We start from the raw sequence: 24,305 nt of genomic DNA, 5'->3' as shown, positions 1-24,305 counted from the left end.
AGTCTCAGTCAGAGGGTGAAGGTGTGACGAGCGAAGCCAGGCCGCTCACGAGCTCGCAGCGCCGACGGGCGCCATGAGCTGCGCCCCCGTGCTCGCTACCCGACCCACCTCGGGCCCGACCTCGTGCATGACCAGCGTCGAGGCGAGCTCGACGCCAGCCTGGCTCGCCTCGTCGAGCAGCCCCTGCGTGCCGATCACCGACTGGTCCAGCCACTGGTCCCACAGCGCTCGGGGCAGCATGAGGGGCATCCGGTCGTGGATGCCCGCCAGCTCGCCCGTGGATCCCCGCGTGAGGATCGTCGTAGATAGCACCCACCTGGACGGGTCGTCACCAGGCTTCGTCGGGTCAGCCCACCACGAGTACAGGCCCGCAAACGCGATGAGGTCATCCTCCCGCTCCGGGTGGATGAAGTACGGCGTCTTCGAACCCGCCTTCGTGCCATCCGCAGTCTTGCGCCACTCGTAGTACCCGACAGCAGGCACGATCGCGCGGCGCTGCTTCACCGGCCCCCGGAACGTCGGCTTCTCCAGCACCGTCTCGATGCGCGCGTTGAACGCCTTCGAGGAGAAGCTCGGATCCTTCGCGAACGACGGGAGCAGGCCCCACCTCGCGCGCTCGACGCGGCGCACCGCATCCCCTCCGCCCTTCGGCTCTGGCTCCACGACAACCGGCACCGGGTCCGTCGGCGGCGTGTTGTAGGAAGGCTCAGGCAGGTCGGCGCCGAGCGCCTCGATATCGAAGAGCGCCTCGACGTGCTCAACTGCTGGGGTGACGTAGCGACCGCACATGCCTCAACGCTACGACGCATGGGACCACGACGCGCTCTCCAAGCTTCGGATTCTCTGTACGCTCGGAGCATGGTCAAGCATCGCAGCGCCCTCGAGCGCATCCCCGCGTACAAGCAGGGCGCCATGCCCAGCACCAGCGACGTCGTGAAGCTCTCCTCCAACGAGAACCCCTTCCCGCCCCTCGCCTCCGTGCGCGAGGCGGTCGCAGGCGAGCTCGAGCGCATCCACCTCTACCCGTCGATGGCCGCCCCAGAGCTCACCGCGCGCATCGCGAAACTGCAGGGCGTCGAACCGGAGAACATCGTCTTCGGCGCCGGCTCCGTGGAAGTCGCGACGCAGCTCGTGCAGGCGAGCGCCGGGGACGGCGACGAGGTCATGTTCGCCTGGCGCAGCTTCGAGGCGTACCCGATCATCGCGATCGGAGCAGGCGCAACCCCCGTGCAGGTGCCCCTCACCGCCGACGAACGCCACGACCTCGACGCAATGGCCGACGCCATCACCGACCGAACCGCCATAATCTTCGTCTGCAACCCCAACAACCCAACAGGCGCGACCCTCACCCACGCCGAGGTCCGCGCGTTCCTGGGCCGCGTCCCAGGCGACGTGCTCGTGGTCATCGACGAGGCCTACGAGCACTTCAACAGAGACGCAGAGACCGCCATCGGCATCGACCTGTACCGCGAGTTCCCCAACGTCGCCGTCCTGCACACCTTCTCCAAGGCCTACGGCCTCGCAGGCCTGCGCATCGGCTACGCCGTCGCCCAGGCAGACGTCGCCGCGAACCTCCGCAAGGTCGCCGTCCCCTTCGCCGTCTCCGCCCTCGCCCAGACCGCCGCCGTCGCCTCACTCGACGCCGAAGCCGAGCTCGCCACCCGAATCGACGACATCGTCAGCGAACGCGCCCGTGTCACGGAAGAACTCCGAGCGCAAGGCTGGGACGTCAAAGACTCCCAGGCCAATTTCGTCTGGCTCCGGCTCGGCGACGACACCCAGCGCGTCGACGCGGCGCTCACCGAGGCCGGCGTGCTTGCACGGGCGTTCCCCGGCGAAGGCATCCGCATCACCATCGGCGCACCAGAAGCCAACCGCCGCGCGCTCGCCGCGCTCGCGGGAGTACGAATGGAGGCACGACGATGAGCACCTGGCGCATTCGAGATTTCCAGCCGACGGACATGGATGCTCTGCTCCGCCTCTGGGAGCAGCACCGCGGCTCAGGCACCGAGCCCGTGTACGGACTCAGCGAAGTCATCGCGTCGACGCGCAAGGACACCGCCGTCGTCGCCGTCGCGGGGGAGAAGATCGTCGGCGTCGCTGTGGCTCGAGCGGCTCACGACCAAGGCTGGATCGTGTTCTTCGCGACCGACGACGAGTGGCGCAGGCGCGGGATCGGCGGGGCGCTGCTCGCCTCCCTCGAGCAGCGCATGGCCCAACACGGCCTGCAGAAGCTCACGATCCTTGTGCCAGACGAGCAGACGCAGGTCGGCGCCCTCACGAAGGCCGGCTTCGCCGACAAGCGGCACCTGCGCTACTTCGAGCGGGAGATCCGCGTCAAGCAGCAGGAGATGGTCGCGCTCCGGGAGCTCGGCGGACGTATCCTGCCCTCCGACCGCTGGGACGCGATCGGCGGCATGCAGCACGAGAAGGACGTGCTCGAGCGGCGCCTCGTGCTGCCGCTCAGCGACCCAGACCTCGCGGAGGAGTACGGCGTCGTGCCGCCACGCGCGATCGTGCTCTTCGGCCCTCCAGGCACGGGCAAGACGACCTTCGCGAAGGGGATCGCCTCCCGCCTCGGCTGGCCGTTTGTCGAGGTCTTCCCGTCGCGCCTCTCGGCGTCGCCGCGTGGGCTTGCCGGTGAGCTTCGTGAGACCTTCGAGCAGGTCGAGTCGCTTGAGCACGCGGTCGTGTTCATCGACGAGGTCGAAGAGATCGCCTCGCACAGGGGTGGGGAGCCCCCGTCGCCCACGCAGGGTGTCACGAACGAGCTCTTGAAGATCATCCCCGCGTTCCGGGAGAAGCCAGGCAGGCTCCTCATCTGCGCGACGAACTTCATCCGCGCGCTCGACCAGGCGTTCTTGCGCCACGGCCGCTTCGACTACGTCATCCCCATCGGGCTACCGGACACCGCCGCGCGCCGAGCCATCTGGGAGCGCTACGTGCCCGAGTCAGTGAGCGACTCGGTCGACGTTTCCGCGCTGGTTGAGCAGACGAGCGGATACTCTCCCGCCGACATCGAATTCGCCGCGCGCCGTGCCTCGCAGGTCGCCCTCGAGCGGGCGGTCGCGGCGCGCAATTCGGGAGACGTCGTCCCACTCGGGCCGACGACCGACGACTTCCTCGCCTCCGTCGCCTCCACGCGCACCACGGTCTCCTCCGAGGTCGAGCGTGAGTTCGAGGAGGATATCTCCGCGATCGCCCGCGTTTAGCGCGCGCCTGCCGGGTACACCCGAGGGGCCGGATGCGATGCATCCGGCCCCTTGTTCGTGCAGTTGAGGCTAGGCCTTCTTAGCTGCGGAGTCTTCGTCGTCCGAGGTGATATCGAAGTCGTCGACCTCGTCGTCACCCTCAGGGTCGAGCTCGGTCTCGACCTCGTCGAGATCTTCGTCTTCGTCGTCGCCGTCTTCGAGTTCGCTCTCGATCTCGTCGATCCACTCGTCGAGGAGATCCTCGGCGGCTTCGTCGTCTGCGGCGGTCTGCACCTCGAGGGTGCCGTCGCCCCACAGGCGTGAGGAGACGCGGACGTCGTCGGTGTCCTCGACGGCGTCGTGTGCCTCAGACTCGTACTCGTTGGCGATCTTCGCCGCTTCGTCTTCGGATTCGGCTTCGATGACGAGCGCCGAGACGACCTCGTATTTCAAGAGCACGGCGTAAGTAGGCATTGGGCGACTCCTCGTGACTGCGAGCGCACCGCTCGCAGAATGAAGGTACTCGTGACGGTGCGCCCAGACAAGCTGAGGCCGGTGCGTCGCGAATGACACCTTGGTGAAGAGTTCCCGTCGCCACCCCGCTCACCGTAGGCTCGCGTCATGCCAATCGATGCGCCAGCCCCCCTCGAAGCGACTGCCGGCACTGTCGACGGTGCGAAGAAGCGCCCTCAGCTCGCGGTTGCCGTGGCGCAGTACGCGCCGGGCGCGGACCTAGCTGAAAACGAGCGACTCCTCCGTGAGAACGTCGCTGTCGCGGCGGGACGAGGGGCCAAGCTCGTCGTCGTTCCCGAGTACGCGAGCTTCTTCCTGCCGGACCTCGGCCCTGAGCTCGTGCGCAACGCGCAGGGCCTCGATGGCTCATTCGTCTCCCTCATGCGCTCGCTCGCGCGTGAGTACGGCGTGGCCATCGTCGCTGGGCTCGTCGCGACGTCGGCCGACCCTGAGCGCTTCGCGAACACGCTCGTGGCGGTCGACGCCAGCGGCGAGGTCGTGGCCGAGTACCGCAAGGTGCACCTCTACGACGCGTTTGGCGCCAAGGAGAGCGACTGGGTTGTCGCCGGCGACACCTCCGCGCCGCAGACGTTTGTCGTCGGGGGCGTGCGCGTGGGCCTGCAGACCTGCTACGACCTGCGCTTCCCAGAGGTGTCGAGGAGGCTCGTGGATGCTGGGGCCCAGCTCATCGCCATCCCGGCCGAATGGGTGCGCGGCCCGCTCAAGGAGCATCACTGGACGACCCTGCTCGAGGCAAGAGCCATCGAGAACACGGTCTACTTCGCGGCCGCAGACCACCCAGCACCGGTCGGCGTGGGCCACAGCACGGTCATCGACCCGCGGGGCGCGACGCTCGCGGGCGGCGGCATCGACGCCGGTGTCTCCCTCGGCTGGGTCTCGCTCGATGTGCTCGAAGCCGTGAGGGAGCAGAACCCAGCGCTTGAGCTGCGGCGCTACCGGGTGGTGCCGAACTCCTGAGTCGCTACCGGCTCAGTTCTCCGAGCCTGTCGAGTCTGCGCATGCCCTCCTCGAGCACCGCGTCGCTCTTGCAGAAGGCGAATCGCACCAGGGACCGGTAGTCGCCCTGGCGCTCAGGTGTGCAGAGAGCCGCGACCGGGATGCCGACGACTCCGATCTCACCCGGGAGGCGCCGACAGAGCTCGGTTGCGTCCGTGTAGCCGATGCTCGCGGCGTCCGCGATCGCGAAGTAGCCGGCAGATGGCGTGGCAGTTTCGAGCCCGCGACTGCGCAGGGCTGTGACCAGGAGGTCCCGCTTGGCCCGCAGCCGGTCGCGTTCCTCTTCGAATCGGGCTTCGGGCAGTCTAAGGCCGACGGCGACGGCCGGTTGGAACGGGCCGCTGCCGACGTAGCTCAGGTACTGCTTGACGGCGAGGACCGCCTCGATGAGGGTAGCTGGACCCGTCACCCAGCCCACTTTCCAGCCGGTCACGCTGAAGGTCTTGCCTCCGGAGCCGATGCTGAGCGTGCGCGAGGCGGCACCGGGCAGGCTCGCGAGAGCGATGTGCTCGCCGTCGAAGGCGAGGTGTTCGTAGACCTCGTCGGTGACGATGATCGCGCCGTGGCGGGCCGCGAGTTCGACAACAAGCTCCAGCGTCTCGCGGGGGAGGACCGCGCCCGTCGGGTTGTGCGGAGTATTGACGATGATGAGTCTGGTCCGGTCGGTGACAGCGCGCCTGAGCTCATCGTGGTCGGGCCTGAACGCCGGCCACCGGAGCGGAACCGTCACGAGTCGCGCATCCGCGAGGTGGGCGAGGGCACCGTACGCGTCGTAGTGGGGCTCAAAGACGACGATGTCCTCACCAGGTTCGACGAGGCCGAGCACGGTGGCGGCCAGCGCTTCCGTGGCCCCTACGGTCACCAGCACCTCGCGGTCGGGATCAAGCGTGACGCCGCGGAAACGAAGCTGGTGCTCGGCGATCGCCAAGCGAAGGTCGGCAGTGCCCCTGGGCGGTGGATACTGGTTCTCGCCCCGGGAGATGGCCTCGATCGCCTCGTCGAGCAGTTCCCGCGGACCCGAGTAGTCGGGGAATCCCTGGCCGAGGTTCACGGCACCGGTCGTGCGTGCGAGCTCACTCATCTCGCCGAACACCGTGCCCTGCAGCTCGCCGCTCGGGGAGAGGAGGCCAGCCCCTTGGGCTGCCCGAAGCCACGGTCCGTCTCTGCGCATGCATCCAGTCTGTCACCGGGCGAGTCACGATCGAATCTCGAACCGCGACGTGCCGACGAAACCAGAGCGTTCACTCCGTCCGCTCCCTAGACTGAGGCCACGGATGCGCCTTGACGCATCGAGCGAACGTCAGGATCCACATGCTCGACTCACCACCCGCTGAGGGCGCCGACGCGAACAGCGCACAGGCGCCTGTGAACGATGCGTCGGTGGAGGAGCACGGCCGCCATCGCGCAGGAGCGCACCTGCACTCCATCCACGACGATGCACCGGTGGTCACTCGACGAACAGGTCTTCTTCTTGTTGCGGGCGTCGCCGTCGTCGCAGCCGTCATCGGCGGACTGAGCGGTGCGTTCATCACCGCCAACGTGATCGGGCAGCCGAACCACGACGCCGAGCGCCTGACGCAGCCGCTCGGCTCGCCGAGCGAGCCCACGACTCCGCTTCCAGGCGAGGCGAGCGCGGCCATCGCCGCGGCGGCGCCGAGCGTTGTCACGCTCACCGTCTCCACGCCGACCCGCACCGAGACTGGCTCGGCGGTCGTCTACTCGGGAGACGGCCTCGTCATCACCAACGCGCACGTCGTGACACTCGACGGCACGGTCTCGGATGCGCAGATCACGGCGACGACGAGCGACGGGCGGGTCTTCACCACGAGGCGAGTGGGGCTCGACGTGCTCGCCGACGTGGCCGTGCTCAGGCTGACGAACGCAAGCGATCTGCAGCCGGCCACCTTCGCCGACTCCGACCAGCTGATCGTCGGGCAGTCGACCATCATCCTCGGCGCGCCGCTCGGGCTCGCGGGCACTGCGACGACCGGCGTGGTCTCCGCGGTGAACCGCAGTATCGAGATCGCGTCGGCCGCCGTGCCGCCGACAGTCGACGAGAACGCTGCGACAGACTCGCCGCTCAGCTCGACAACGGATCCAGGAAAGAGCATCGTCCAGCTGCCGGTCATCCAGACCGATGCGGCCATCAATCCGGGCAACTCTGGCGGCGCGATGCTCAACGCGAAGGGCGAGGTCATCGGCATCAACGTCGCTATCGCCGGCACGAAGGCCGGCGGTCAGGGGCAGGCGGCTTCGAGCGGAAGTATCGGTCTCGGTTTCGCGCTCCCGGCCAACTACGCCGTGCAGATCGCGGCGCAGCTCGCAGAAGGGCAGACGCCGACGCATGGCGCGCTCGGCGCGACGGTCCGCAACGCCGCGACGGTCGCGACAAGCGGTCAGAGCATCGTCGGCGCCTACGTCGACAGCGTCGTCGAGAACGGTGCTGCTTCCCTCGCGGGCTTGCGCCGCGGCGATATCGTGACCTACATCGGGACTATTCCGGTTTCGAACGCCAACGACCTCATCGCCCACGTGCGTGTCTACGAGGCGGGGGAGGATGCCACGCTCACGGTGGTCCGCCAGGGTGAGGTCATCGAGGTCGAGGTCTCCCTCGACGCGGCGGCCTAGGCTCCCTCGCCGGTCTCCTTGTCTTTCCCGCGGGTGAGGGCCAGGGGGACGCGGAAGTAGGGGACCTACTCGGAGGTGTCCTGTTTCTTGTCTTTCCCGCGGGTGAGGGCCAGGGGGACGCGGAAGTAGGGGACCTAGTCGGAGGTGTCCTGTTTCTTGTCTTTCCCGCGGGTGAGGGCCAGGGGGACGCGGAAGTAGGGGACCTAGTCGGAGGTGTCGTGTTTCTTGTCTTTCCCGCGGGTGAGGGCCAGGGGGACGCGGAAGAATGAGAAAGGCCCCCGCGTGAGTGCCTTGTGCTCGTCTTCGCCGTCGCTCTTTTGGGCAGCGAACTGCGGGTGCAGCTCGATGGGGAAGCTCGCCGGCGCGACGCCGAACGCCTCGCGGGAGGTGCGTACGACTTCGTGGCTGAGCATCCGGTTGCCTGCCCCGCCGATGACGGCGCCGATGCCGAACGGCACCAGGCGCCCGACGGTGCTCGCCGATTGGCGGACGACGAACCGCTTCAGGAACATCGACTGGATGCGCCCGGACAGCTCGCCGACGAGGGCGCGCGGGAGGCTCTTGGTCACCATTTCGCCCCAGAAGACCTGCTTCGTCGGGCCTTTTCCGAAGGCCTGGCCCGCGAACTGCTGGATGAGGTTCTTGCTTGCCTTGCCGAGCATAAGCGACTGGATGAGCGTGCGTGCGCGCACGGGGTCGGAGATGGGGAGGCCGTGGATTTCAGCGACGGCCTGCCCGAAGAGTGAGGTCATCTCGAGGAATCCGGCGGTTTCGACGCCCGTGACGGCAAGTGAAGCCGCGGTTCCAACTCCTGGAACCATCGCGGCTGCACCGGCGGCTCCGCCGCTCACGGTGGTCGCGTTGAGGTATTGCTGCTCGATCTTCTTGATGAGCTCGCTCGGGGTGGCGTCAGGGTACTTGCCTCGGAGGATGCGAATCTGTCGCACCACGATCGGGCGCTGGATCGCCATGAGGCGGTCGAGCCAGATCTTGTCCTGCTCTCCTGCCGCTGCGTTGTGCTGCTCGTCGCGCGGGGGCAGGGGGGCGTAGGTCGTCGCGTCTGCTGCCTCGTCGTAGCGCTGCGTGCTGGAATCGGACACTGGACCTCCTCGTGTTGGCACCGCCCTCGGTCTTGCAGTGGGCGACGCGAGCAGTGTATGAGGACACGCCTGGGGAGAGCTTGGAGCCAGCGGGACGGCGCGGCACGCCGGATCGTTGGTACGGTTGAGTGATGTCTTCGAAGAGCTCAGACGTCGGCGATGGCGCAGCCGACGATGTAAACGAGAGTGCTGCCAGCCCTGACGTACCGGAGGGCGACGCGAGTCGACCCCAGCCGATCATGGTCGAGGCGATTGTCGTCGACGACACCGTGACCGTCTCCTCGCTTGCGGAGGAGGAGGTAGCGGCGCAGGAGGCTAGCCTCCCCGCGGCCGTCCGGAACCCGGTGCTTGGAGCCGCGACCGCCGAGGGTCTCTCGACGATGACCCCCGTCACCCGTGTGACGGAGGCGCCCGATCGCGAGCTCGGTGACACTGTGCTGTCGGTCTCGGGGCTCACGAAACGATTCGGTGCCGATGTCGCGGTCAACGACGTCACGTTCGAGGTGCGCCGCGGCTCGTTCACCGGCATCGTCGGGCCGAACGGCGCTGGCAAGACGACGACGCTCTCGATGGCGACCGGGCTGCTCAAGCCGACCAGCGGGACCGTTGAGGTGCTTGGCCTCGATGTCTGGAAGAACCCCAAGGCGGCACATCCGCACATTGGCATCCTTCCCGACCGCCTGCGACTCTTCGACCAGCTCACCGGCGGACAGCTCCTCTACTACTCGGGGCTCCTTCGGGGGCTCTCGCCGGCCGACTCGCGCTCGCGCACCGAGTCGCTGGTTCACGCCTTCGAGCTCGAGTCCGCCGCGAACCGACTGGTTGTCGACTACTCGGCGGGTATGACGAAGAAGATCTCGCTTGCTGCCGCCCTCATCCATTCGCCTGAGCTGCTGGTGCTCGACGAGCCGTTCGACACGATCGACCCGGTGTCGGCCGGTCAGCTCATCGACATCCTCCTCGAGTACGTGCAGCGCGGGGGGACCGTGTTGCTCTCGAGTCACAGCATGGACCTCGTGCAGCGCGTCTGCGACCACGTCGCCGTGATCGTGCGTGGCGAGCTGCTCGCCTCAGGCACCGTCAGCGATGTGCGCGGCAACATCACGCTCGAAGAACGCTTCCGCGACCTCGTACGCGGCACGCCACAGATGGAGGGGCTGGATTGGCTGGACATCTCCTTCAACTGAAGCTGCAGTCGATCCGCAACGGCGCGCGACGCGACTCGCAGCATCGGGGAGCGTGGATCGGCACTCTGCTGTTCTCGATCCTCATCGCGGTCTTCGCGGTGCTCGCCGTCGTGTCGATGCTCGACTCGGACATCGAAGCGAAGCGCGAGGGCGCGATCATCGTCGGCTCGCTGGCGACGATCACCACCGGACTCGTCAGCGTCTTCGTGACGCCGATCGCCGCCATCGACCCGCGGTCGCTGGCCGTCATGGGCTTCTCGCCCCGCCGCTCCGCGTGGCTTGCGCTCAGCACGGCGCTTGTCAGCGTGCCTTCGTTTGCGCTCACGCTCATCCTCCTGGTTGGGCTTCTCTTGTGGGCCGGCGATGGGTCTGGGTTGCTCGTGGGCGTCATCGGGGCGGCGCTGATCCTCGCCACACTCGTCGTGCTCTCCCGGCTCGCTGGACTCGTGGGCGAAGACCTCAGGGCCAGGCGTCTCGTGAGCGATGCCAGGGCCGCACTGGTCTTGGTCTTGCTCTTGCTCGCGTCCCCGCTTGTGTTCGTCGCGACTGCCGTCGACTGGCAGCTGGGCGAGCATGAGGCGGTCAGCACCGTGCTTGAGGTGCTCTCGCTCTCTCCCATCGCCGCACCGTGGGCGGCGGCGGCCAGCGCAACCGGGGGAGACTTCCAGCTCGCGTTCACTCAGCTCGGCATCGGCGCGGCGACCCTCGCCGTCTTGCTTGTGCTCTGGCAGGTTGTCGCGGGACGCGTCGCATCGGCGGCACTCGGCGGCGACGAGACCGAGCTCGTCGACCTCGGCGGCTTCGGCACGTTCGGCCGGTCACCGGCGCTTGTCGTCGCGGCCCGGACGGTCACGTACTGGATGCGCGACCCGCGCTACGTCGTCGTCAACGTGTCGATCATCCTCATCCCTCTGCTGGCACTCATCCCGCTGGCCGTTGTGGGCGTCGAACCGAGGCACCTGGCGCTCCTGCCGCTGCCGTTGCTTGCGTTCTTCATCGGCTGGACGCTCCACAACGACCTCGCGTTCGACGGTTCCGCTGTCTGGATGCACGTGACCAGCGGCATGTCCGGTCTGGCAGACCGCTTCGGTCGCGCCCTGCCGACGCTCGTCTTCGGGACAGTTGTTGTGCTCCTCGGGGCGGTCGTCACGTGGCTGATCGTCGGCGACTGGGGCACGATCCTGGCGCTGACCGGCCTCTCGCTTGGCCTGCTCTTCTCGGCCACCGGCTTCTCGAGCATCGGCAGCGTGCTGCACCCGTACCCGGTGGCGCGTCCTGGCGATTCGCCGTTCAGCCAGCCGGTTCGCTCCTGGGGATCCGGCGTCTTCTGGCACCCCACGACGGGCTTCATCGCGATCCTGCTGATGGGTCCCGCCGTCTACGCGGGCCTCGTCGCGTTCAACGGCGGCGCGTCCTGGTGGAACTTCGTGGCCCTGGGCTGGGGAATCATCGTCGGCCTCATCGTGCTGGTTGTTGGCCTGTCGGCCGGAGCTCGCCAGTTCGAGCGCCGTTCGAGCGAGATCATGGCGTTCGCGCAGAGCGCCTAGCACGCGCGAGATTCTCACACACAGGCGCCACCGGGTCGAGCATCCGGTGGCGCCTGTGGTTTGCGCTCTAAGATGTTCGGCATGACGTTCTCCAGCACCCCAACGGGCCCAGGCGGGCCAGACGAGATCGGCGGCGGTACGGCGATCCTCGACCGCGAGCTCGAGAAGCTCCTCAACGAGGAGCAGACCGAAGACCCCGGGGATCACGACAAGTTCTCGCACTACGTGCGCAAGGAGAAGATCCTGGAGTCGGCCGTGACGGGAAAGCCCGTGCGCGCGCTGTGCGGCAAGAAGTGGCTGCCGAACAGCAACCCCGACCGCTTCCCGGTTTGCCCGAACTGCAAGGCCGTGTACGACAAGATGAAGGGCTGAGGCTCCCTCAAACTCTTCGCGTCCGGGCCCTGTCCCCGGACGAACGACGGCCGCGAACCCCTGAGGGTTCGCGGCCGTTTCGTGTTGTCAGCGCCGTCTCGCGCGGAGCCGCCGACTTCAGACCCAGACGGTCTCGCGGCCGTCCTTCTCGACGAAGACCGTCGGGAGCGCGGCTTCACCTGCGTGCAGGCGGAGTGCGCTGATCGGCAGCTCGTCGATAGCGGTGCGGTGGTGCTCGCGGGCGCGCTGCACGCCGGCTTCGCCCGTGAACTCCTCGTTGATGACGCCGTCGACGACGAGGTCGACAAGCAGCGAGCGGTCGCTCTTGTCGGAGACTGGGTGAGCTCCGATGCCGACGACCTCGGCCTCGGCGACGCCGTGCTCGTCGCGGCGACGCACTGGGAACTTCTCGCCGCCGACGCTCGCCTTGCCTGCGGAGCGCTTGGCGACGGAGACCCACTCGCCGTCCTCGCTGCGACGGGCGACGAGCTTGTAGACCATCCCGGATGCGACGGCACCGGAGCCTGTCACGACGCTCGTGCCCACGCCGAAGGAGTCGACGGGGCTTGCCCCGAGGCCTGCGATGGCGAACTCGTCGAGGTCGTTGGTGACGGTGATGTTGGTGTCGGTGTTGCCGAGCTCGTCGAGCTGGGCGCGGACTTCTGCGACAAGCGTGGGCAGGTCGCCCGAGTCGAGGCGGACGCCGCCGAGCTCTTTGCCTGCCACCTCAACCGCGAGCCGAACGCCTTCTCGGACGTCGTACGTGTCGACGAGCAGGGTCGTTCCCGCGCCGAGCGTTGCGACCTGCGAGGCGAACGCTTCGCGCTCGGAGTCGTGGAGGAGCGTGAACGAGTGCGCGGCGGTGCCCATCGTCGGGACGCCCCAGCTGCGGCCTGCCTCGAGGTTGCTGGTGGCCTTGAAGCCGGCGATGTAGGCGGCGCGTGCTGCGGCGACGGCTGAGCGCTCGCCAGTGCGGCGTGAGCCCATCTCCGCGAGTGGGCGCCCGCGGGCGACCGAGACCATGCGGGCTGCCGCCGAGGCGACGGCGCAGTCGTAGTTGTAGATGCTCAGGAGCAGCGTCTCGAGGATGACGCCTTCGGCGAAGCTCGACCGAACCTCCAGGATGGGGGAGCCGGGGAAGTAGATCTCACCCTCGCGGTAGCCGCGGATCGTGCCGGAGAAGCGGTAGTTCGCGAGCCAGTCGAGAGTCTCGGCGGAGACGATGGAGTGCTCCCGCAGGTGCTCGATCTCGGCGTCGCCGAACCGGAAGTCCCGCAGCAGTTCGAGCGCGCGTCCCACCCCAGCCACGACCCCGTAGCGTCGTCCGCTCGGCAGTCGCCTGCCGAAGAGCTCGAAGACGCTGTCACGATTGGCCGTGCCCGCATGAATCGCGGCATCGATCATCGTGAACTCGTACTGGTCGGTGAGGAAGCCGGTTGACGGGCGTTCGAAAGTCACCGCCTTAGCCTAGGCCCCACCGCAGGGCGCGCAAGGGCTGTCGGCGTGCGCATCCACTTTCGGCAGGCGCCTGGGAGTAGACTCGGCACTCATGAGCGAGGCACCGATCGGCGTATTTGACTCTGGTGTCGGCGGGCTGACGGTCGCGAGGGAGATCCGGGCGCAACTGCCGGGGGAGTCGCTCCTCTACGTCGGGGACACCGAGCACACGCCGTACGGCCCCAAGCCGATCGCCGACGTCAGGCGCCTCTCCCTCGCGATTCTGGACGAGCTGGTCGAGCAGGACGTGAAGATGCTCGTGATCGCCTGCAACACAGCGTCGGCGGCGGTGCTGAGGGATGCGCGCGAGCGGTACGACGTGCCCGTCGTCGAGGTCATTGCACCGGCCGTGCGTGCGGCCGTGAGCGCGACGCACAACAACCGCATCGGCGTGCTCGGCACGGAGGCGACCGTGTCGTCCCGCGCATACGACGACGCCTTCGCGGCGGCCCCGCACCTCGAGATCTTCTCGCAGGCCTGCCCCATGTTCGTCGAGTTCGTCGAGCGCGGAGATACGACAAGCCCGGAGCTCGTGCGCTACGCCGAGGAGTACCTCGAGCCCATCAAGGCGGCTGGCGTCGACACGGTTGTGCTCGGATGCACGCACTACCCGTTCCTCAAGGGCGTGCTCGGCTACGTCCTCGGGCCCAGCGTCCGCCTCGTCTCGAGCGACGTCGAGACGGCCCAGGACGTGTACCGCGTGCTCGCCTCGAACGGCCTCCTGAACACAAGCGGGCGCGCCCCGGAGTACTCGTACCGGGCGACGGGCGAGAACACCGAGGCCTTCGTGAACCTCGCCGGCCGCTTCCTCGGCCCTGACGTGCGCCACGTCGAGCGCCTCATGACGGAGGCCATCAACCTGCCGCCGTCGATGCGACGCGCCTGACGTATCCGCTCGCCCCGACGACCACAGATTTCCCGCAACGCATCCGATCCCTTGGAGGACCAATGACCGAAGCACGCGCAGACGGCCGCACCCACGACCAGCTCCGCCCCGTGACGATCGAGAAGGGCTGGAGCGAGCAGGCCGAAGGCTCCGCCCTCATCTCGTTCGGGAAGACGAAGGTGCTCTGCACGGCGTCGTTCACGCCGGGCGTTCCGCGCTGGCTGAAGGGGCAGGGCAAGGGCTGGGTCACGGCCGAGTACGCGATGCTCCCTCGTGCCACGAACGACCGCAACAGCCGCGAGTCGGTCAAGGGCAAGATCGGCGGGCGCACGCACGAGATCTCGCGCCTCGTCGGGCGCTCGCTGCGCGCCGCCGTCGACATGTCGGCGCTCGGCGAGAACACGATCGTCATCGACTGCGACGTGCTGCAGGCAGATGGCGGCACCCGCACGGCCGCGATCACCGGCGCCTACGTCGCGCTCGCGCAGTCCATCGAGTGGGCGAAGGCCAACAAGCATGTCCCCGCGAAGGCCAACGTGCTCACGCGCTCTGTCGCCGCGATCTCGGTTGGCATCGTCGACGGCGTCCCGCTGCTCGACCTCGCCTACGTCGAGGACGTGCGCGCCGGCACCGACATGAACGTGGTCGCGACGGGCGACGGGAAGCTCATCGAGGTGCAGGGCACCGCTGAGGGGGCTCCCTTCGACCGCGACGAGCTCGACCGCCTTCTCGACATCGCCCTCGCTGGCACGGCGACGCTCACGGAGCTGCAGAACGAGGCCCTGAAGGTATGAGCGAGCCGGTCCGGGTTGTCCTCGCCTCGCACAATGCGCACAAGCTCATTGAGTTGCGGCGCGTCCTCGGCGCCCAGCTCGACGGCATCGAGCTCGTCTCCTACGACGGGCCAGAGCCGCGCGAAACCGGCCTCAGCTTCGAGGCCAACGCGCTCCTGAAAGCGCGCGCCGCAGCAGAGCACACGGGGCTCCCGGCGCTCGCCGACGACTCCGGCATCTCGGTGGATGCGCTCGGCGGGTCGCCCGGCATCTTCTCCGCTCGCTGGTCCGGACCCGCGAAGGACGCGAACGAGAACCTCGAGCTGCTCCTGTGGCAGCTGAGCGACGTGGCGCATCCGCACCGCACGGCGCAGTTCGTGGCGGCTGCGGCGCTTGTCGTGCCGGCCTCGGCCTCATCGACGGGCGAGGAGCAGGCCGAAGCCGTGCTCGGCGTCTGGCCCGGGCGCATCCTGGAGCAGCGGAGCGGGGACCACGGCTTCGGTTACGACCCCATCTTCCAACCGGAGGGTGCCGACGGTTCAGCTGCAGACCTCACGGACGCCGAGAAGGACGCCTCGAGCCACCGGCGCCGCGCGTTCGACGCGCTCGCGCCGAAGCTGCGCGCGGCCCTCGGCCTCTAGCCAGGCGGTGCGTCCGCGGCCTCGGAGACTGCGGCCGTGTCTGCGGGCCGTTTCTGCGCCCGAGCCCGCGCGCCGGGGTCCGTTTCGAGATGGCTTCCACGCTTGCAGATGGCTTGCAACCCATCCGGAAGCGTGAAAGCCATCCCGAACCAAGAGATGCCCCTCTGATCGGGACGTGACCCTGATCGGAAGGGCATCTCTTTCGTGTGAGAGCGCTAGAGCAGCGAGCTCGCCTCGGTCAGCACGCCGCGCAGTGTCTGCTCGATCTCGTCGAACTCGGCCTGGCCGATCGTGAGCGGCGGTGCGAGCTGGATGACGGGGTCGCCACGGTCGTCGGCGCGGCAGTAGAGGCCGGCGTCGAAGAGCGCCTTCGAGAGGAAGCCGCGCAGCAGGCGCTCCGACTCCTCTTCGTTGAACGTCTCGCGGGTGTCCTTGTCCTTGACGAGTTCGATGCCGAAGAAGTAGCCGTCGCCGCGAACGTCGCCGACGATCGGGATGTCGAGGAGCTTTTCGAGGGCCGCGCGGAAGTGCGGCGAGTTCTCCTTGACGTTCTGCGTGAGGCGCTCTTCCTCGAAGATGTTGAGGTTCTCGAGGGCGACGGCTGCCGAAACCGGGTGGCCACCGAACGTGTAGCCGTGCGAGAACGACGTCTGGCCGTGCTTGAAAGGCTCGTAGATGCGGTCGCTGACGATGGTGGCGCCGATTGGCGAGTAGCCGCTTGTCATGCCCTTGGCGCAAGTGATCATGTCTGGCTGGATGTCGTACGTCGTCGATGCGAACATGTCGCCGATGCGGCCGAAGCCCGTGATGACCTCGTCGGCGACGAGCAGCACGTCGTACTTCGTGCAGATCTCGCGCACGCGCTGGAAGTAGCCGGGGGGAGGCGTGAAGCATCCGCCGGAGTTCTGGACGGGCTCGAGGAAGACCGCGGCGACCGTCTCGGGGCCTTCGAAGAGGATCATCTCCTCAATGCGGTTCGCGGCCCACTGGCCGAACTCCACGAGGTTGTCGCCGTGCTCCGGCGCGCGGTAGAAATTCGTGTTCGGCACGCGGAAGCCGCCGGGCGTGAGTGGCTCGAACATCGCCTTCATCGCGGGGATTCCTGTGATGGCGAGGGCGCCCTGCGGGGTGCCGTGGTACGCGACTGAGCGCGAGATGACCTTGTGCTTGGTGGGCTGCCCCTGCAATTTCCAGTAGTACTTGGCGAGCTTGAAGGCCGTCTCGACGGCTTCGCCGCCGCCCGTGGAGAAGAAGACGCGGTTGAGGTCGCCTGGCGCGTAGTCGGCAAGGCGGTCTGCGAGTTCGATGGCGTTGGGGTGCGCGTACGACCAGATGGGGAAGAACGCGAGCTCGGCGGCCTGTTTGGCGGCGGTCTCGGCGAGGCGTTGGCGGCCGTGGCCTGCGTTGACGACGAAGAGGCCGGAAAGGCCGTCGAAGTACTTGTTGCCCTTCGAGTCCCAGATGTGGTGGCCGTCACCCTTGACGATGATGGGCACACCGGCGCCGTCTTCCATGACGGACTGGCGCGAGAAGTGCATCCAGAGGTGGTCTTTGGCCTTTTGTTGCAGGTCGGCTTCGTTGAACTCGGTCATCGTGGATGCTCCTTCGCAGTGCTGATACTGGAACCGTACCCGTTGGTCGGGTGAGCAGGAACAGACAGTCTGTCGAGTCGCAAGGGGTGGATGCGCCGGAGCGGCGAGGCGCCAGGGCCATGCCGTTCACGAGTAAGGTCAGTGCGGAAGGCGGGACTTGAACCCGCACGCTCGAAAGCACAGGAACCTAAATCCTGCGTGTCTGCCAATTTCACCACTCCCGCGGACACGGGCGAACCCGTGTGCGGGGACCAGTCTAGGGCGGCGGCGGTAGCCCTCAGAACTTCGGCTCGCGGGGCCTGTGGATAACTTCTGCGGGAGTTTTCGCTTTTCGGCATGCTGACGGCGTGAGCATCGCGGTAAGCACCATCACCGATCGGATCCGTCGTCGTGTCCTGCTGGAGGGCATCGACCTCGGCGGCGATCGCGTGCGAGCTGCGGACATCGCCCGTGAAGAGGTGCGTGGGTATGCCGAGGAGGCGCTGGGCTCGTCGTTGCCGCTGGTGCACGACGAGGAATCGACAACTCGCGAGGTACTGGCACGCGTCACCGGCTTCGGAGTGCTCCAGCCGTATCTCGACGATCCGGAGATCGAGGAGATCTGGATCAACGCGCCTTCACGCGTGTTCGTCGCTCGCGGAGGCGTGCCCGAACTGACCTCCACGGTTGTCCCGGAGAACGACCTGCGTGATCTGATCGAGCGGATGCTCCAGTCGAGCGGTCGGCGCGTGGACTTGTCTTCCCCGTTCGTGGACGCGTCCCTGCCCAACGGCGAACGGCTGCACGTCGCTGTGCCCGAGGTGACTCGTCGCTACCCGTCGGTGAACATCCGCAAGTTCACACGGCGCATCCGTGACCTCTCCCACCTCGTCGAGCGGGAAGCGCTGACCGCGCAGGCGGCCGAGTTCCTGCAGCTTGCGGTGCTGGCGGGGTGCAACATTCTCGTCTCGGGCGCGACCCACACCGGCAAGACCACCATGATCAACGCCTTGCTCTCCTCGGTCCGAAGCGAAGAGCGCATCGTCACCGTCGAGGAGACGTTCGAACTTGACCTCGTCGCGCGCGACGTCGTCGCGCTGCAGTGCAGGCAGGCGAGCCTCGAGGGCACGGGTGAGATCACGCTGCGACGCCTCATCAAAGAGGCCCTTCGCATGCGGCCAGACTGGCTGGTTGTCGGCGAAGTCCGAGAAGCCGAGAGCCTCGACCTCCTGATCGCGCTGAACAGCGGCATGCCTGAAGTAGCGTTGAGACCATGGAGCAAAAAACGACGGCCACACGTGCTGTCCTGTACGCCCGCATCTCTGAGGGAGACGCCAGCACCGCGAAGACAGAGAACCAGCTAAAGGCTGCGCGTGCCCTCGCCTCACGTGAACGATACGAGGTCGTGGCTGAGCTGGACGAGGGAACGGCGTCCGCGTATCTTCCCGGCGTTGCTCGCCCGCAGTTCGTGGAGCTGACGCGGCTTGTGCAAACCGGATCGGTGGACGTTGTAGTCGCTGCTGACCAAACACGATTGACGCGTACCGACGCCGAGCGTGCCGCGTTTATGAAGTTGTGCAGCGACGCGGGAGTCCAGTGGCACTTTTCGTCCACGGGCGTGCGGCATGACCTTAGGAATCCGAGCGACGCCCTTCACAGCACTGTGATGGGGGCATTTGCGGCGTACGAGTCCGATCTAAAGCGCATGCGTCTGGCGGCACGATTCGCCGCTCGTCGCGCAGACAAGTTGCCGCTCTGGGGGCCAAGGCCGTTTGGGTTCGAACTCGATCGCGTGACACTCGACGAGACCGAAGCCGCCGAGCTTCGCAAGGCATACGCCGCCATAGTCGCCGGGAAAACGCTGACTTCAGTTGTCCGAGACTGGGAACGTCGTGGTATCCGAACGCCGCTGGCTCAGGGGAAGAATCCGAAGCGTCCGCCGAAGCGACCAGGCGGCAATGCCTATACCGTTACGACATTGAAGGCGCTGTTGCTACGCGTGCGCAACGTCGGCGTGCTCGAATACGAGGAAAACGGCGAAACGAAGCGGATCGAGGGCGCTTGGCAACCCATCGTCTCGGCGGACACATTCAGGCGTGCTCACGCGAGACTGACTAACCCAGATAGGAAGTTGAAAGGCGGCACGACAAAGCGCTACTTGTCGGCGGGCCTGGCTCTGTGTGCCTGCGGCCTCGTGTTGAGGAGTGGCAACGGCAACGGCGAGGCGTACTTGAAATGTCGCCCCAGCTACGAACGCCGCGACCCTGTGGCTGCTGCGTCCAAGGTGCACAGTTCGATACCCATGCGCCTCGCTGAGCCGTTCGTGATGGGTGCACTTGTGCGCGCGATCTGCGAGGCACCAATGCCAGACGATGCAGGGGAGCTGACTGGCCGTGAACTCGCCGTCGAGGACGAACTTATTGAGGCCCGAGCTACCGTCGAGGCTCTGCTCGACATGCTCGACGCTGCGGGAGCTGTTGCCAGTCAAGTTCAGGCCCGAATCGCAGCGCAGGGTAAGCGTGTTGAAAAGTTGGAGGCGGAACGGGACGAACTTGCAGCACGAAGGCACGGTTCGCTGAAGGACCTACGAGCAGAGTGGTACAAGCGCGACCCTGCTACGGGTAAGACGGTGGTCGATTGGAGCGGTGCCGCGACACTCGCGGACGCAGTGCGGGCGAAGCTCGACTCGCTCAGCGTGAAAGATCAAACAGAGCTTGCACGCGAGTATGTCGTGGTGCGACTCGCGCCGGGGCGGGGGAAAGATCGGCTCTCGGTCGAATACCTGAAATCGCCGCAACTCAACTCGGAAGAGATGGACGCCGCCGAACTGGCAGACGCTGCGTTCGAGGCTGACGAGGAGCGCCGAATACGTCGAGCTGCGAGCATCCACCGATTAGTTGTCGGCTACGCGGACGCACTGCCAAGCCGGGTAACATTTCTGCCGAGCGGGCGGGTTTCCAAGACCGCCCCGCCCGCTCAATCTCAGAATTCTTGAGGAGTTGGACGGCGAGCTACTTTGCATCGGCGGGCGTCAAGTACCTATAGACGGTTGGCCGGGAGATTCCCAGCGTCGAGGCTATCTCGGTGACGCTTGTGCCGTCGTTGTGCATGCGTTGGATCAGGGCCGCACGTTTCGTGTCTACCTTGGGAGGGCGTCCGCCTGTGCGGCCCTCCCGCTTGGCCGTGGCGAGGCCAGCTCGCGTGCGCTCACGGATGAATTCTCTTTCCATATCCGCGAATACACTCAGCATTTGGAGCATCGCCTTGCCCGTGATCGTGGAGTTGTCGAGTCCCGAATCGAGCACACGCACGAAGACGCCGCGAGCTGCGAGCTGGTCCAGAAGTGTGATGACGTGCGCCGTCGATCTGCCAAGTCTGTCCAGTTTCGTCACGACAATCACATCGCCGCTCTCGGCGTAGCTCAGGAGCGCATCGAGGCCGGGGCGGGAAGTCTTGGCACCTGAGACGCCATGATCCGCGAAAGTGTCACGAGCGGGCACGCCTGCTGCGGCGAGGTCGTGGAGCTGCGTGTCTGTGCTCTGGTCGCCGGTCGAAACGCGGGCGTAGCCCAGGAGACGGGTTGCGGTGGTTGTAGCTGTCGCTGTCATGTTCCGAGTGTAACGGAACTCGTGTAACGAAAGCTAGTGTCTGCGCTAAGTTTCCTACACGAGTTTTGAGACAGCTGACAGCCCGCTTTGGAGGCTGTTGAGAATGGTTCGCATGTGTAACGAAATACGATCGTTTTCGTACACCGGATTTTTGCTTGCAGATGCAACTAAGTGTGTCGCCGTGCTGATGGTGGAGATGACAAAACCCCTGAACAGCATCGCCCGATGAGGAGCTGTTCAGGGGTCTTGCGTGTGCCGCCTGGCGGTGGTGGTGCCGCTATTGATCCAGGTCGCACGAGCGTGCTCGCCCTCGGGGGTGAGGATGCTAACGCGAGCACGCGGTTGCAGGGCCTATGCCGAACCAAAGCTCAGACGCTGCCAGCTGCGGTGCCTGATCCGAACAGGAAAGGATCACCGCGGAGGTTGTCATTTCAGGAAATGAGACTGACAACCGTTTGGGAAAACTTGCCTCACTTAGGGACCAAGCTAAGTGAGGACTTGATGCCCCGCGAAATGACGTTGAACGGGGACTTGATGCCTTTCCTGGTGAGGAATTTGTTGGCAGTTGCCGTATACGACGGCGATCTTGCACGCCCCCCAGCCGTGAGAGTACGTGAAGTCTTACAGTGAATCTCTGTTCACTAAACTTTGAATGGTGCCGCGTTGAATCCTGGGTCGAGGGCGACGAGACACTGGCAGGGATCGATGAGGTACGGGTCACCTTGTGCAGGAACGATGAGGAGCCAGTCGGCATCATCACGACGGAATCGTCGCACAAGCGTGCCGGTGCTGAATGCCCATTCTGCGCCCCCATGGAAGACGCGAAAAGCTGAGGTCAGGTCTTGGCCTTCGGTTGGAGCTGGCCCGTCAGTCGTCATCGTCGCGCCCGTGCTCTACAACGGCGATCAGCTGCGCCAGGGTTTCCAGTGAGATGACCGCAAACTGTTCGCCCGTCACGGAGTTTCGCGGACGTTGGATGATGGCGACCGGGTAGGCGCGCCCATCTTCCGACGCGTGAGCCTCAGCGGCTCGCAGGCGACCCGACACGTCGAGTGGACTACCCGTCGAGACTGTCAGCGAGAAATGCTCGCCAGCCAAAAGGTGGGAAGCCTGGGCTACAGCGTCGGACAAGCGAGGGCTACGTCGGTCGAGGGGGATACGCGGAAGAATCTTGATGACGCGGAGTCGAAGGAAATGGGCAATTGTTTCGCGAAATCGTTCGGAGCGAAGTCTGTTTGAACTCACAATGCACCGCCCTCTGGAACCCAACGATCATATGAAATCGTAACGCCCTTTGTGTTGCGCGGATCAGGTCCGCCAAAATAGTCCTGAATCAAGGCTGCCTGCTGGCGGCGTTCCTTCGTTCCCTCAGGATAAACACGCAGGGCGTCGAGGGCGGACTTCTTCTTAATAGCCCACAACGTTGAACCTGTAATGAAGTCTTTCATGTCCTTTGGCGCAGGGCCTTCGCCTAGCTTTTGTACGCCCCACTTTTCGATCTGGGCATCCGGGGATTCGAGGGCTTCCACCCATGAGTAGCCCATACGATCAACAGTTTGCCCCAGAATTTTTGCTGTAAACGTGATGTTCACAGTACGTGTGGCCTTCACGTTATCGACGGTGAGTCCCTGCTCTGTAAGTCCATGCCAAGTGGTGCCGTAGTATTTATAAAGCTTTTCGGGGACGCGCCAGAAATCTAGCTCTGCCTGCTGTTCGGGCGTGAAATTGAATTCCTGCTGATCCTCTTGGGATTCTTTTGCTGTTTCATTCTTTGTGGTCATGATATTTCCTTAGAGTCTGTGAATGCGGATGCCATTTGAATAGCTCCGGCTTCATAAAGTTCTGCCGAGATTAGCTCCGCTAACTCGGGATGATTTCGAGTCGCTTTGAAGACTGAGCGAGCTAATATTTGCGCGTCTTCGAGGTAGGTTTGTAGGTCTGTTGAATCAATTCCCAATGTTCCGATTAGCTCGGTGAGGATTCCTGATTCGACTTTTGCTGCACGTAATGTCGCACCGCCATCGTTTTGAACGACGGCTCTATTTCGTACAAGTGCAACGTCATCCGCGAGCTTTATGAGGCGCTGCGTGATATCGGCAGCATTTGGAATGCTCGAATTCGTCAGATGAGTGACAATAGTTGCTGTGACGTGGTTACGGTAATGCCTGCGAATCGCTGAATCCGTGAATTCAGGGAAGGCTCTTTGAACGGCAGCCACTGTCTCGCCTGCGAGGAGGGTTAGATCAATCTTCTCGCGGAGTTGCGAGGTGCATACTTTGCATAAGTTGGGCATGGGAACCACCAAGAGTTTCGAGTTTTGCGCTTTGTTACTCCATACCATCGGCAAGTACGAAATGCTTTTGTTCGTGGCAATAGCGAGTGTTACGCAATGTTACGAAGCGGCAGGCCGTGGCCTGTGTTTAGGCGGGTTCGAGCGCAGTGCTGAGGCGTCCCGTAGGTGCGCGTGAGCGGCCCTACGCGGTTCTACGCGTCAGGCGCGGATGCTTTCAGGGCTGCGACTGTTGAGGCCTTCAGAATGCCGCCTGAGGTTCGAGTGTGCACACCTTTGGAGGCTGTCTCGTATTCGTGTATGAGGTCAACGAATTCCATATCGCCGTGAGCTGCGAGACGAAGGAGATTACCTGGCGATAGTGAGCTGGAATTTCTAGATTCATACAGCGCGTGCTGCTTGAAGATATAGGCCAGAGTCTTTGGAATGTCCTTGACCGGTATATTTCTTGAGTCTTGAGCTGAGGCGTGAACATTGATGTTCATCTCTGCTGCTTTGAACTGCCAGCGAGTTAGAATTTTATCTGAGGATTTCTGAGCATCATCGCCAGTGATGAGAATATGCGCGTGGAGATTCCAAGAATTTATCTCGGTGTTGTACGTGAGTTCAATCGCGCGAGCATAACCAGTTATTCCAGCCTTGCCCGTGAGCCAAGATCGTTTCGTAAAGGACTCACTCAGTAGGCCTGTCAGCTCTGCGTAACCTTTGGCTAGTTCGCCTACGGCAGAGTTAGCAATAGTTAGCGTGAGCAATGCGGCGGACTGAGTAGAACTTTTCTTGTACGTGTGGAGGACACGAGCTAGAAACTGCTTACTCTTGTAGGGCGAACAGTTAGAGCATCGAGGAGAATCACAGAATCTACCTCTGATTCCACAGAGAGAGATAGATTTAGACGTTGTAAGGTCTCTACGCTGAGTGTTTACAAGTGAGAATCTATCAAGGGGGGTATGGATTGTCCCATCTATTGAATAAACAAGAGGGTGTGATGGGTGCGGAAGGTTCGAGAATTCGAGAATCATGTCTGAGCTTTCTGTTAGGTCGGCTCAGAACTGACGGCAAATCCTTTCAAGAACCTGGGGTGGGATGCGGCTAGGAAATTTCCGTGAGAGCCTCTGGATTGGGTGAGACCCCCACGGAATAAGGTTTGCCGCCTCTTCACATTATACCATCGACTATTGCATTCTTGTCAATTGTTCATGGCTCCAAAGAATGTTGTCCAAACCCTACTTATACATTTCTACAAGTGCGGTTGCATTCGCTGAAACAATGGGCCGGATAGAGAATTTTTTGAGAGCAACCGACGAAAAAGGTTTGAGGGCTTGGTGTCCCTTGCGGGCAAATTCGGGTGCATTTCTGGATTTCGACTAGGGGTGATTTACATTCATGCCCTGAGAGCCGCGACGTTGCGATTTGCGGGCCGAACGCCTACGCCCGCGTGCGGCTGGTCACCTCGGGCATGCTGAGGCGGGAGGAGCGATCCTCGC

22 protein-coding genes and 1 tRNA gene are annotated in these 24,305 nt (G+C 64.8%); 12 read left to right on the top strand and 11 right to left on the bottom strand.

Annotated elements, in window-relative coordinates; translation table 11 throughout:
- Positions 1-45 precede the first annotated feature (45 nt).
- Positions 46-789 carry an SOS response-associated peptidase gene (locus FHX72_RS05685; RefSeq protein WP_068494542.1) on the bottom strand — a complete coding sequence of 248 codons (744 nt, stop codon included), beginning with the start codon at positions 787-789 and terminating at the stop codon, positions 46-48.
- A gap of 69 nt (positions 790-858) precedes the next feature.
- Here FHX72_RS05685 and hisC point away from each other — a divergent pair, with 69 nt between their 5' ends.
- Both hisC and FHX72_RS05675 read left to right on the top strand, forming a co-directional pair.
- Positions 859-1,926 carry a histidinol-phosphate transaminase gene (gene hisC, locus FHX72_RS05680; protein ID WP_068480906.1) on the top strand — a complete coding sequence of 356 codons (1,068 nt, stop codon included), beginning with the start codon at positions 859-861 and terminating at the stop codon, positions 1,924-1,926.
- Positions 1,923-3,212 carry an ATP-binding protein gene (locus FHX72_RS05675; protein WP_068480909.1) on the top strand — a complete coding sequence of 430 codons (1,290 nt, stop codon included), beginning with the start codon at positions 1,923-1,925 and terminating at the stop codon, positions 3,210-3,212. Before hisC ends, FHX72_RS05675 begins: the two co-directional genes overlap by 4 nt.
- Before the next feature lie 69 nt (positions 3,213-3,281).
- Here the strand turns inward: FHX72_RS05675 and FHX72_RS05670 are convergent, their stop codons facing one another.
- Positions 3,282-3,665 carry a hypothetical protein gene (locus FHX72_RS05670; protein WP_156475752.1) on the bottom strand — a complete coding sequence of 128 codons (384 nt, stop codon included), beginning with the start codon at positions 3,663-3,665 and terminating at the stop codon, positions 3,282-3,284.
- Between the two features lie 147 nt (positions 3,666-3,812).
- Here FHX72_RS05670 and FHX72_RS05665 point away from each other — a divergent pair, with 147 nt between their 5' ends.
- Positions 3,813-4,682, top strand: a complete 870-nt coding sequence (locus tag FHX72_RS05665) for a carbon-nitrogen hydrolase family protein (protein WP_082805742.1) — start codon at positions 3,813-3,815, stop codon at positions 4,680-4,682.
- A 4-nt stretch (positions 4,683-4,686) separates the two neighbouring features.
- Here FHX72_RS05665 and FHX72_RS05660 read toward each other — a convergent pair whose 3' ends face one another.
- A complete protein-coding gene (locus FHX72_RS05660; RefSeq protein WP_068480918.1) occupies positions 4,687-5,892 on the bottom strand; it encodes an aminotransferase class I/II-fold pyridoxal phosphate-dependent enzyme in 1,206 nt (401 codons plus the stop codon).
- Between the two features lie 140 nt (positions 5,893-6,032).
- On the opposite strand from FHX72_RS05660, the gene FHX72_RS05655 reads away from it, so the two are divergent.
- A complete protein-coding gene (locus FHX72_RS05655) occupies positions 6,033-7,349 on the top strand; it encodes a S1C family serine protease (protein WP_183623560.1) in 1,317 nt (438 codons plus the stop codon).
- Positions 7,350-7,552: 203 nt separating this feature from the next.
- Here FHX72_RS05655 and FHX72_RS05650 read toward each other — a convergent pair whose 3' ends face one another.
- A complete protein-coding gene (locus FHX72_RS05650) occupies positions 7,553-8,449 on the bottom strand; it encodes a hypothetical protein (RefSeq protein ID WP_183623558.1) in 897 nt (298 codons plus the stop codon).
- Positions 8,450-8,580: 131 nt separating this feature from the next.
- Between FHX72_RS05650 and FHX72_RS05645 the strand changes: the two genes are divergently transcribed.
- From FHX72_RS05645 to FHX72_RS05635, 3 genes are all read left to right on the top strand, one after another.
- Positions 8,581-9,636, top strand: a complete 1,056-nt coding sequence (locus tag FHX72_RS05645; RefSeq protein ID WP_338110051.1) for an ABC transporter ATP-binding protein — start codon at positions 8,581-8,583, stop codon at positions 9,634-9,636.
- Entirely contained in the window at positions 9,612-11,183 is a 1,572-nt protein-coding gene (locus FHX72_RS05640) for a hypothetical protein (protein WP_068480927.1), read from the top strand. Before FHX72_RS05645 ends, FHX72_RS05640 begins: the two co-directional genes overlap by 25 nt.
- A gap of 81 nt (positions 11,184-11,264) precedes the next feature.
- The gene (locus FHX72_RS05635; RefSeq protein ID WP_068480985.1) at positions 11,265-11,555 is read left to right on the top strand and encodes a DUF3039 domain-containing protein; all 291 of its coding nucleotides are present in this window, start codon (positions 11,265-11,267) and stop codon (positions 11,553-11,555) included.
- Positions 11,556-11,672: 117 nt separating this feature from the next.
- Here the strand turns inward: FHX72_RS05635 and FHX72_RS05630 are convergent, their stop codons facing one another.
- Entirely contained in the window at positions 11,673-13,013 is a 1,341-nt protein-coding gene (locus FHX72_RS05630) for a nicotinate phosphoribosyltransferase (protein ID WP_082775381.1), read from the bottom strand.
- Positions 13,014-13,104: 91 nt separating this feature from the next.
- On the opposite strand from FHX72_RS05630, the gene murI reads away from it, so the two are divergent.
- From murI to rdgB, 3 genes are all read left to right on the top strand, one after another.
- A complete protein-coding gene (murI, locus tag FHX72_RS05625) occupies positions 13,105-13,938 on the top strand; it encodes a glutamate racemase (protein WP_183623555.1) in 834 nt (277 codons plus the stop codon).
- Positions 13,939-14,000: 62 nt separating this feature from the next.
- Complete coding sequence (gene rph / locus FHX72_RS05620; protein ID WP_068480932.1) at positions 14,001-14,732, top strand: ribonuclease PH; 732 nt, start codon at positions 14,001-14,003, stop codon at positions 14,730-14,732.
- Positions 14,729-15,352 (top strand): RdgB/HAM1 family non-canonical purine NTP pyrophosphatase, encoded by a 624-nt coding sequence (gene rdgB / locus FHX72_RS05615; RefSeq protein ID WP_068493193.1) that lies wholly within the window; start codon positions 14,729-14,731, stop codon positions 15,350-15,352. The genes rph and rdgB overlap by 4 nt, the downstream gene beginning before the upstream one ends.
- A 215-nt stretch (positions 15,353-15,567) precedes the next feature.
- On the opposite strand, the gene FHX72_RS05610 is transcribed toward rdgB, so the two are convergent.
- Both FHX72_RS05610 and FHX72_RS05605 read right to left on the bottom strand, forming a co-directional pair.
- Positions 15,568-16,944 (bottom strand): aspartate aminotransferase family protein, encoded by a 1,377-nt coding sequence (locus FHX72_RS05610; protein ID WP_183623553.1) that lies wholly within the window; start codon positions 16,942-16,944, stop codon positions 15,568-15,570.
- A 142-nt stretch (positions 16,945-17,086) separates the two neighbouring features.
- Positions 17,087-17,168 (bottom strand) — tRNA-Leu (locus FHX72_RS05605).
- A 123-nt stretch (positions 17,169-17,291) separates the two neighbouring features.
- Here FHX72_RS05605 and FHX72_RS05600 point away from each other — a divergent pair.
- Together FHX72_RS05600 and FHX72_RS05595 are read left to right on the top strand one after the other, a co-directional pair.
- Positions 17,292-18,287: an ATPase, T2SS/T4P/T4SS family gene (locus FHX72_RS05600; RefSeq protein WP_183623551.1), complete on the top strand. Its 996-nt coding sequence runs from the start codon at positions 17,292-17,294 to the stop codon at positions 18,285-18,287.
- A complete protein-coding gene (locus FHX72_RS05595) occupies positions 18,197-19,918 on the top strand; it encodes a recombinase family protein (protein WP_183623549.1) in 1,722 nt (573 codons plus the stop codon). Before FHX72_RS05600 ends, FHX72_RS05595 begins: the two co-directional genes overlap by 91 nt.
- Before the next feature lie 16 nt (positions 19,919-19,934).
- Here the strand turns inward: FHX72_RS05595 and FHX72_RS05590 are convergent, their stop codons facing one another.
- The 4 genes from FHX72_RS05590 to FHX72_RS05575 all read right to left on the bottom strand — a co-directional run bounded on the left by FHX72_RS05590 (position 19,935) and on the right by FHX72_RS05575 (position 23,840).
- Positions 19,935-20,531, bottom strand: coding sequence for a recombinase family protein (locus FHX72_RS05590; protein ID WP_183623547.1), 597 nt, complete (start codon positions 20,529-20,531; stop codon positions 19,935-19,937).
- 1,241 nt (positions 20,532-21,772) lie between these two features.
- Entirely contained in the window at positions 21,773-22,312 is a 540-nt protein-coding gene (locus tag FHX72_RS05585; RefSeq protein WP_183623545.1) for a hypothetical protein, read from the bottom strand.
- On the bottom strand, positions 22,309-22,749 hold the full coding sequence (locus FHX72_RS05580) for a hypothetical protein (RefSeq protein ID WP_183623543.1): 441 nt from the start codon (positions 22,747-22,749) through the stop codon (positions 22,309-22,311). The genes FHX72_RS05585 and FHX72_RS05580 overlap by 4 nt, the downstream gene beginning before the upstream one ends.
- 266 nt (positions 22,750-23,015) lie before the next feature.
- Complete coding sequence (locus FHX72_RS05575; RefSeq protein WP_183623541.1) at positions 23,016-23,840, bottom strand: protein rep; 825 nt, start codon at positions 23,838-23,840, stop codon at positions 23,016-23,018.
- Positions 23,841-24,305: the final 465 nt, after the last annotated feature.

It is taken from the genome of Pseudoclavibacter helvolus (assembly GCF_014191305.1).
In the GTDB taxonomy this organism is placed as follows: domain Bacteria; phylum Actinomycetota; class Actinomycetes; order Actinomycetales; family Microbacteriaceae; genus Pseudoclavibacter; species Pseudoclavibacter helvolus.
Note: the sequence above shows the minus strand (reverse complement) of the source record. Positions and strands in the feature narration are given on the sequence as shown.

Coding starts and splice junctions, on each gene's coding strand:
- hisC (WP_068480906.1), top strand. CDS start 859: ATGGTCAAGCATCGCAGCGCCCTCGAGCGCATCCCCGCGTACAAGCAG.
- FHX72_RS05655 (WP_183623560.1), top strand. CDS start 6,033: ATGCTCGACTCACCACCCGCTGAGGGCGCCGACGCGAACAGCGCACAG.
- FHX72_RS05675 (WP_068480909.1), top strand. CDS start 1,923: ATGAGCACCTGGCGCATTCGAGATTTCCAGCCGACGGACATGGATGCT.
- FHX72_RS05635 (WP_068480985.1), top strand. CDS start 11,265: ATGACGTTCTCCAGCACCCCAACGGGCCCAGGCGGGCCAGACGAGATC.
- murI (WP_183623555.1), top strand. CDS start 13,105: ATGAGCGAGGCACCGATCGGCGTATTTGACTCTGGTGTCGGCGGGCTG.
- rdgB (WP_068493193.1), top strand. CDS start 14,729: ATGAGCGAGCCGGTCCGGGTTGTCCTCGCCTCGCACAATGCGCACAAG.
- FHX72_RS05595 (WP_183623549.1), top strand. CDS start 18,197: ATGGAGCAAAAAACGACGGCCACACGTGCTGTCCTGTACGCCCGCATC.
- FHX72_RS05590 (WP_183623547.1), bottom strand. CDS start 20,531: ATGACAGCGACAGCTACAACCACCGCAACCCGTCTCCTGGGCTACGCC.
- FHX72_RS05575 (WP_183623541.1), bottom strand. CDS start 23,840: ATGATTCTCGAATTCTCGAACCTTCCGCACCCATCACACCCTCTTGTT.
- FHX72_RS05610 (WP_183623553.1), bottom strand. CDS start 16,944: ATGACCGAGTTCAACGAAGCCGACCTGCAACAAAAGGCCAAAGACCAC.
- rph (WP_068480932.1), top strand. CDS start 14,001: ATGACCGAAGCACGCGCAGACGGCCGCACCCACGACCAGCTCCGCCCC.
- FHX72_RS05660 (WP_068480918.1), bottom strand. CDS start 5,892: ATGCGCAGAGACGGACCGTGGCTTCGGGCAGCCCAAGGGGCTGGCCTC.
- FHX72_RS05665 (WP_082805742.1), top strand. CDS start 3,813: ATGCCAATCGATGCGCCAGCCCCCCTCGAAGCGACTGCCGGCACTGTC.
- FHX72_RS05685 (WP_068494542.1), bottom strand. CDS start 789: ATGTGCGGTCGCTACGTCACCCCAGCAGTTGAGCACGTCGAGGCGCTC.
- FHX72_RS05645 (WP_338110051.1), top strand. CDS start 8,581: ATGTCTTCGAAGAGCTCAGACGTCGGCGATGGCGCAGCCGACGATGTA.
- FHX72_RS05585 (WP_183623545.1), bottom strand. CDS start 22,312: ATGACCACAAAGAATGAAACAGCAAAAGAATCCCAAGAGGATCAGCAG.
- FHX72_RS05670 (WP_156475752.1), bottom strand. CDS start 3,665: ATGCCTACTTACGCCGTGCTCTTGAAATACGAGGTCGTCTCGGCGCTC.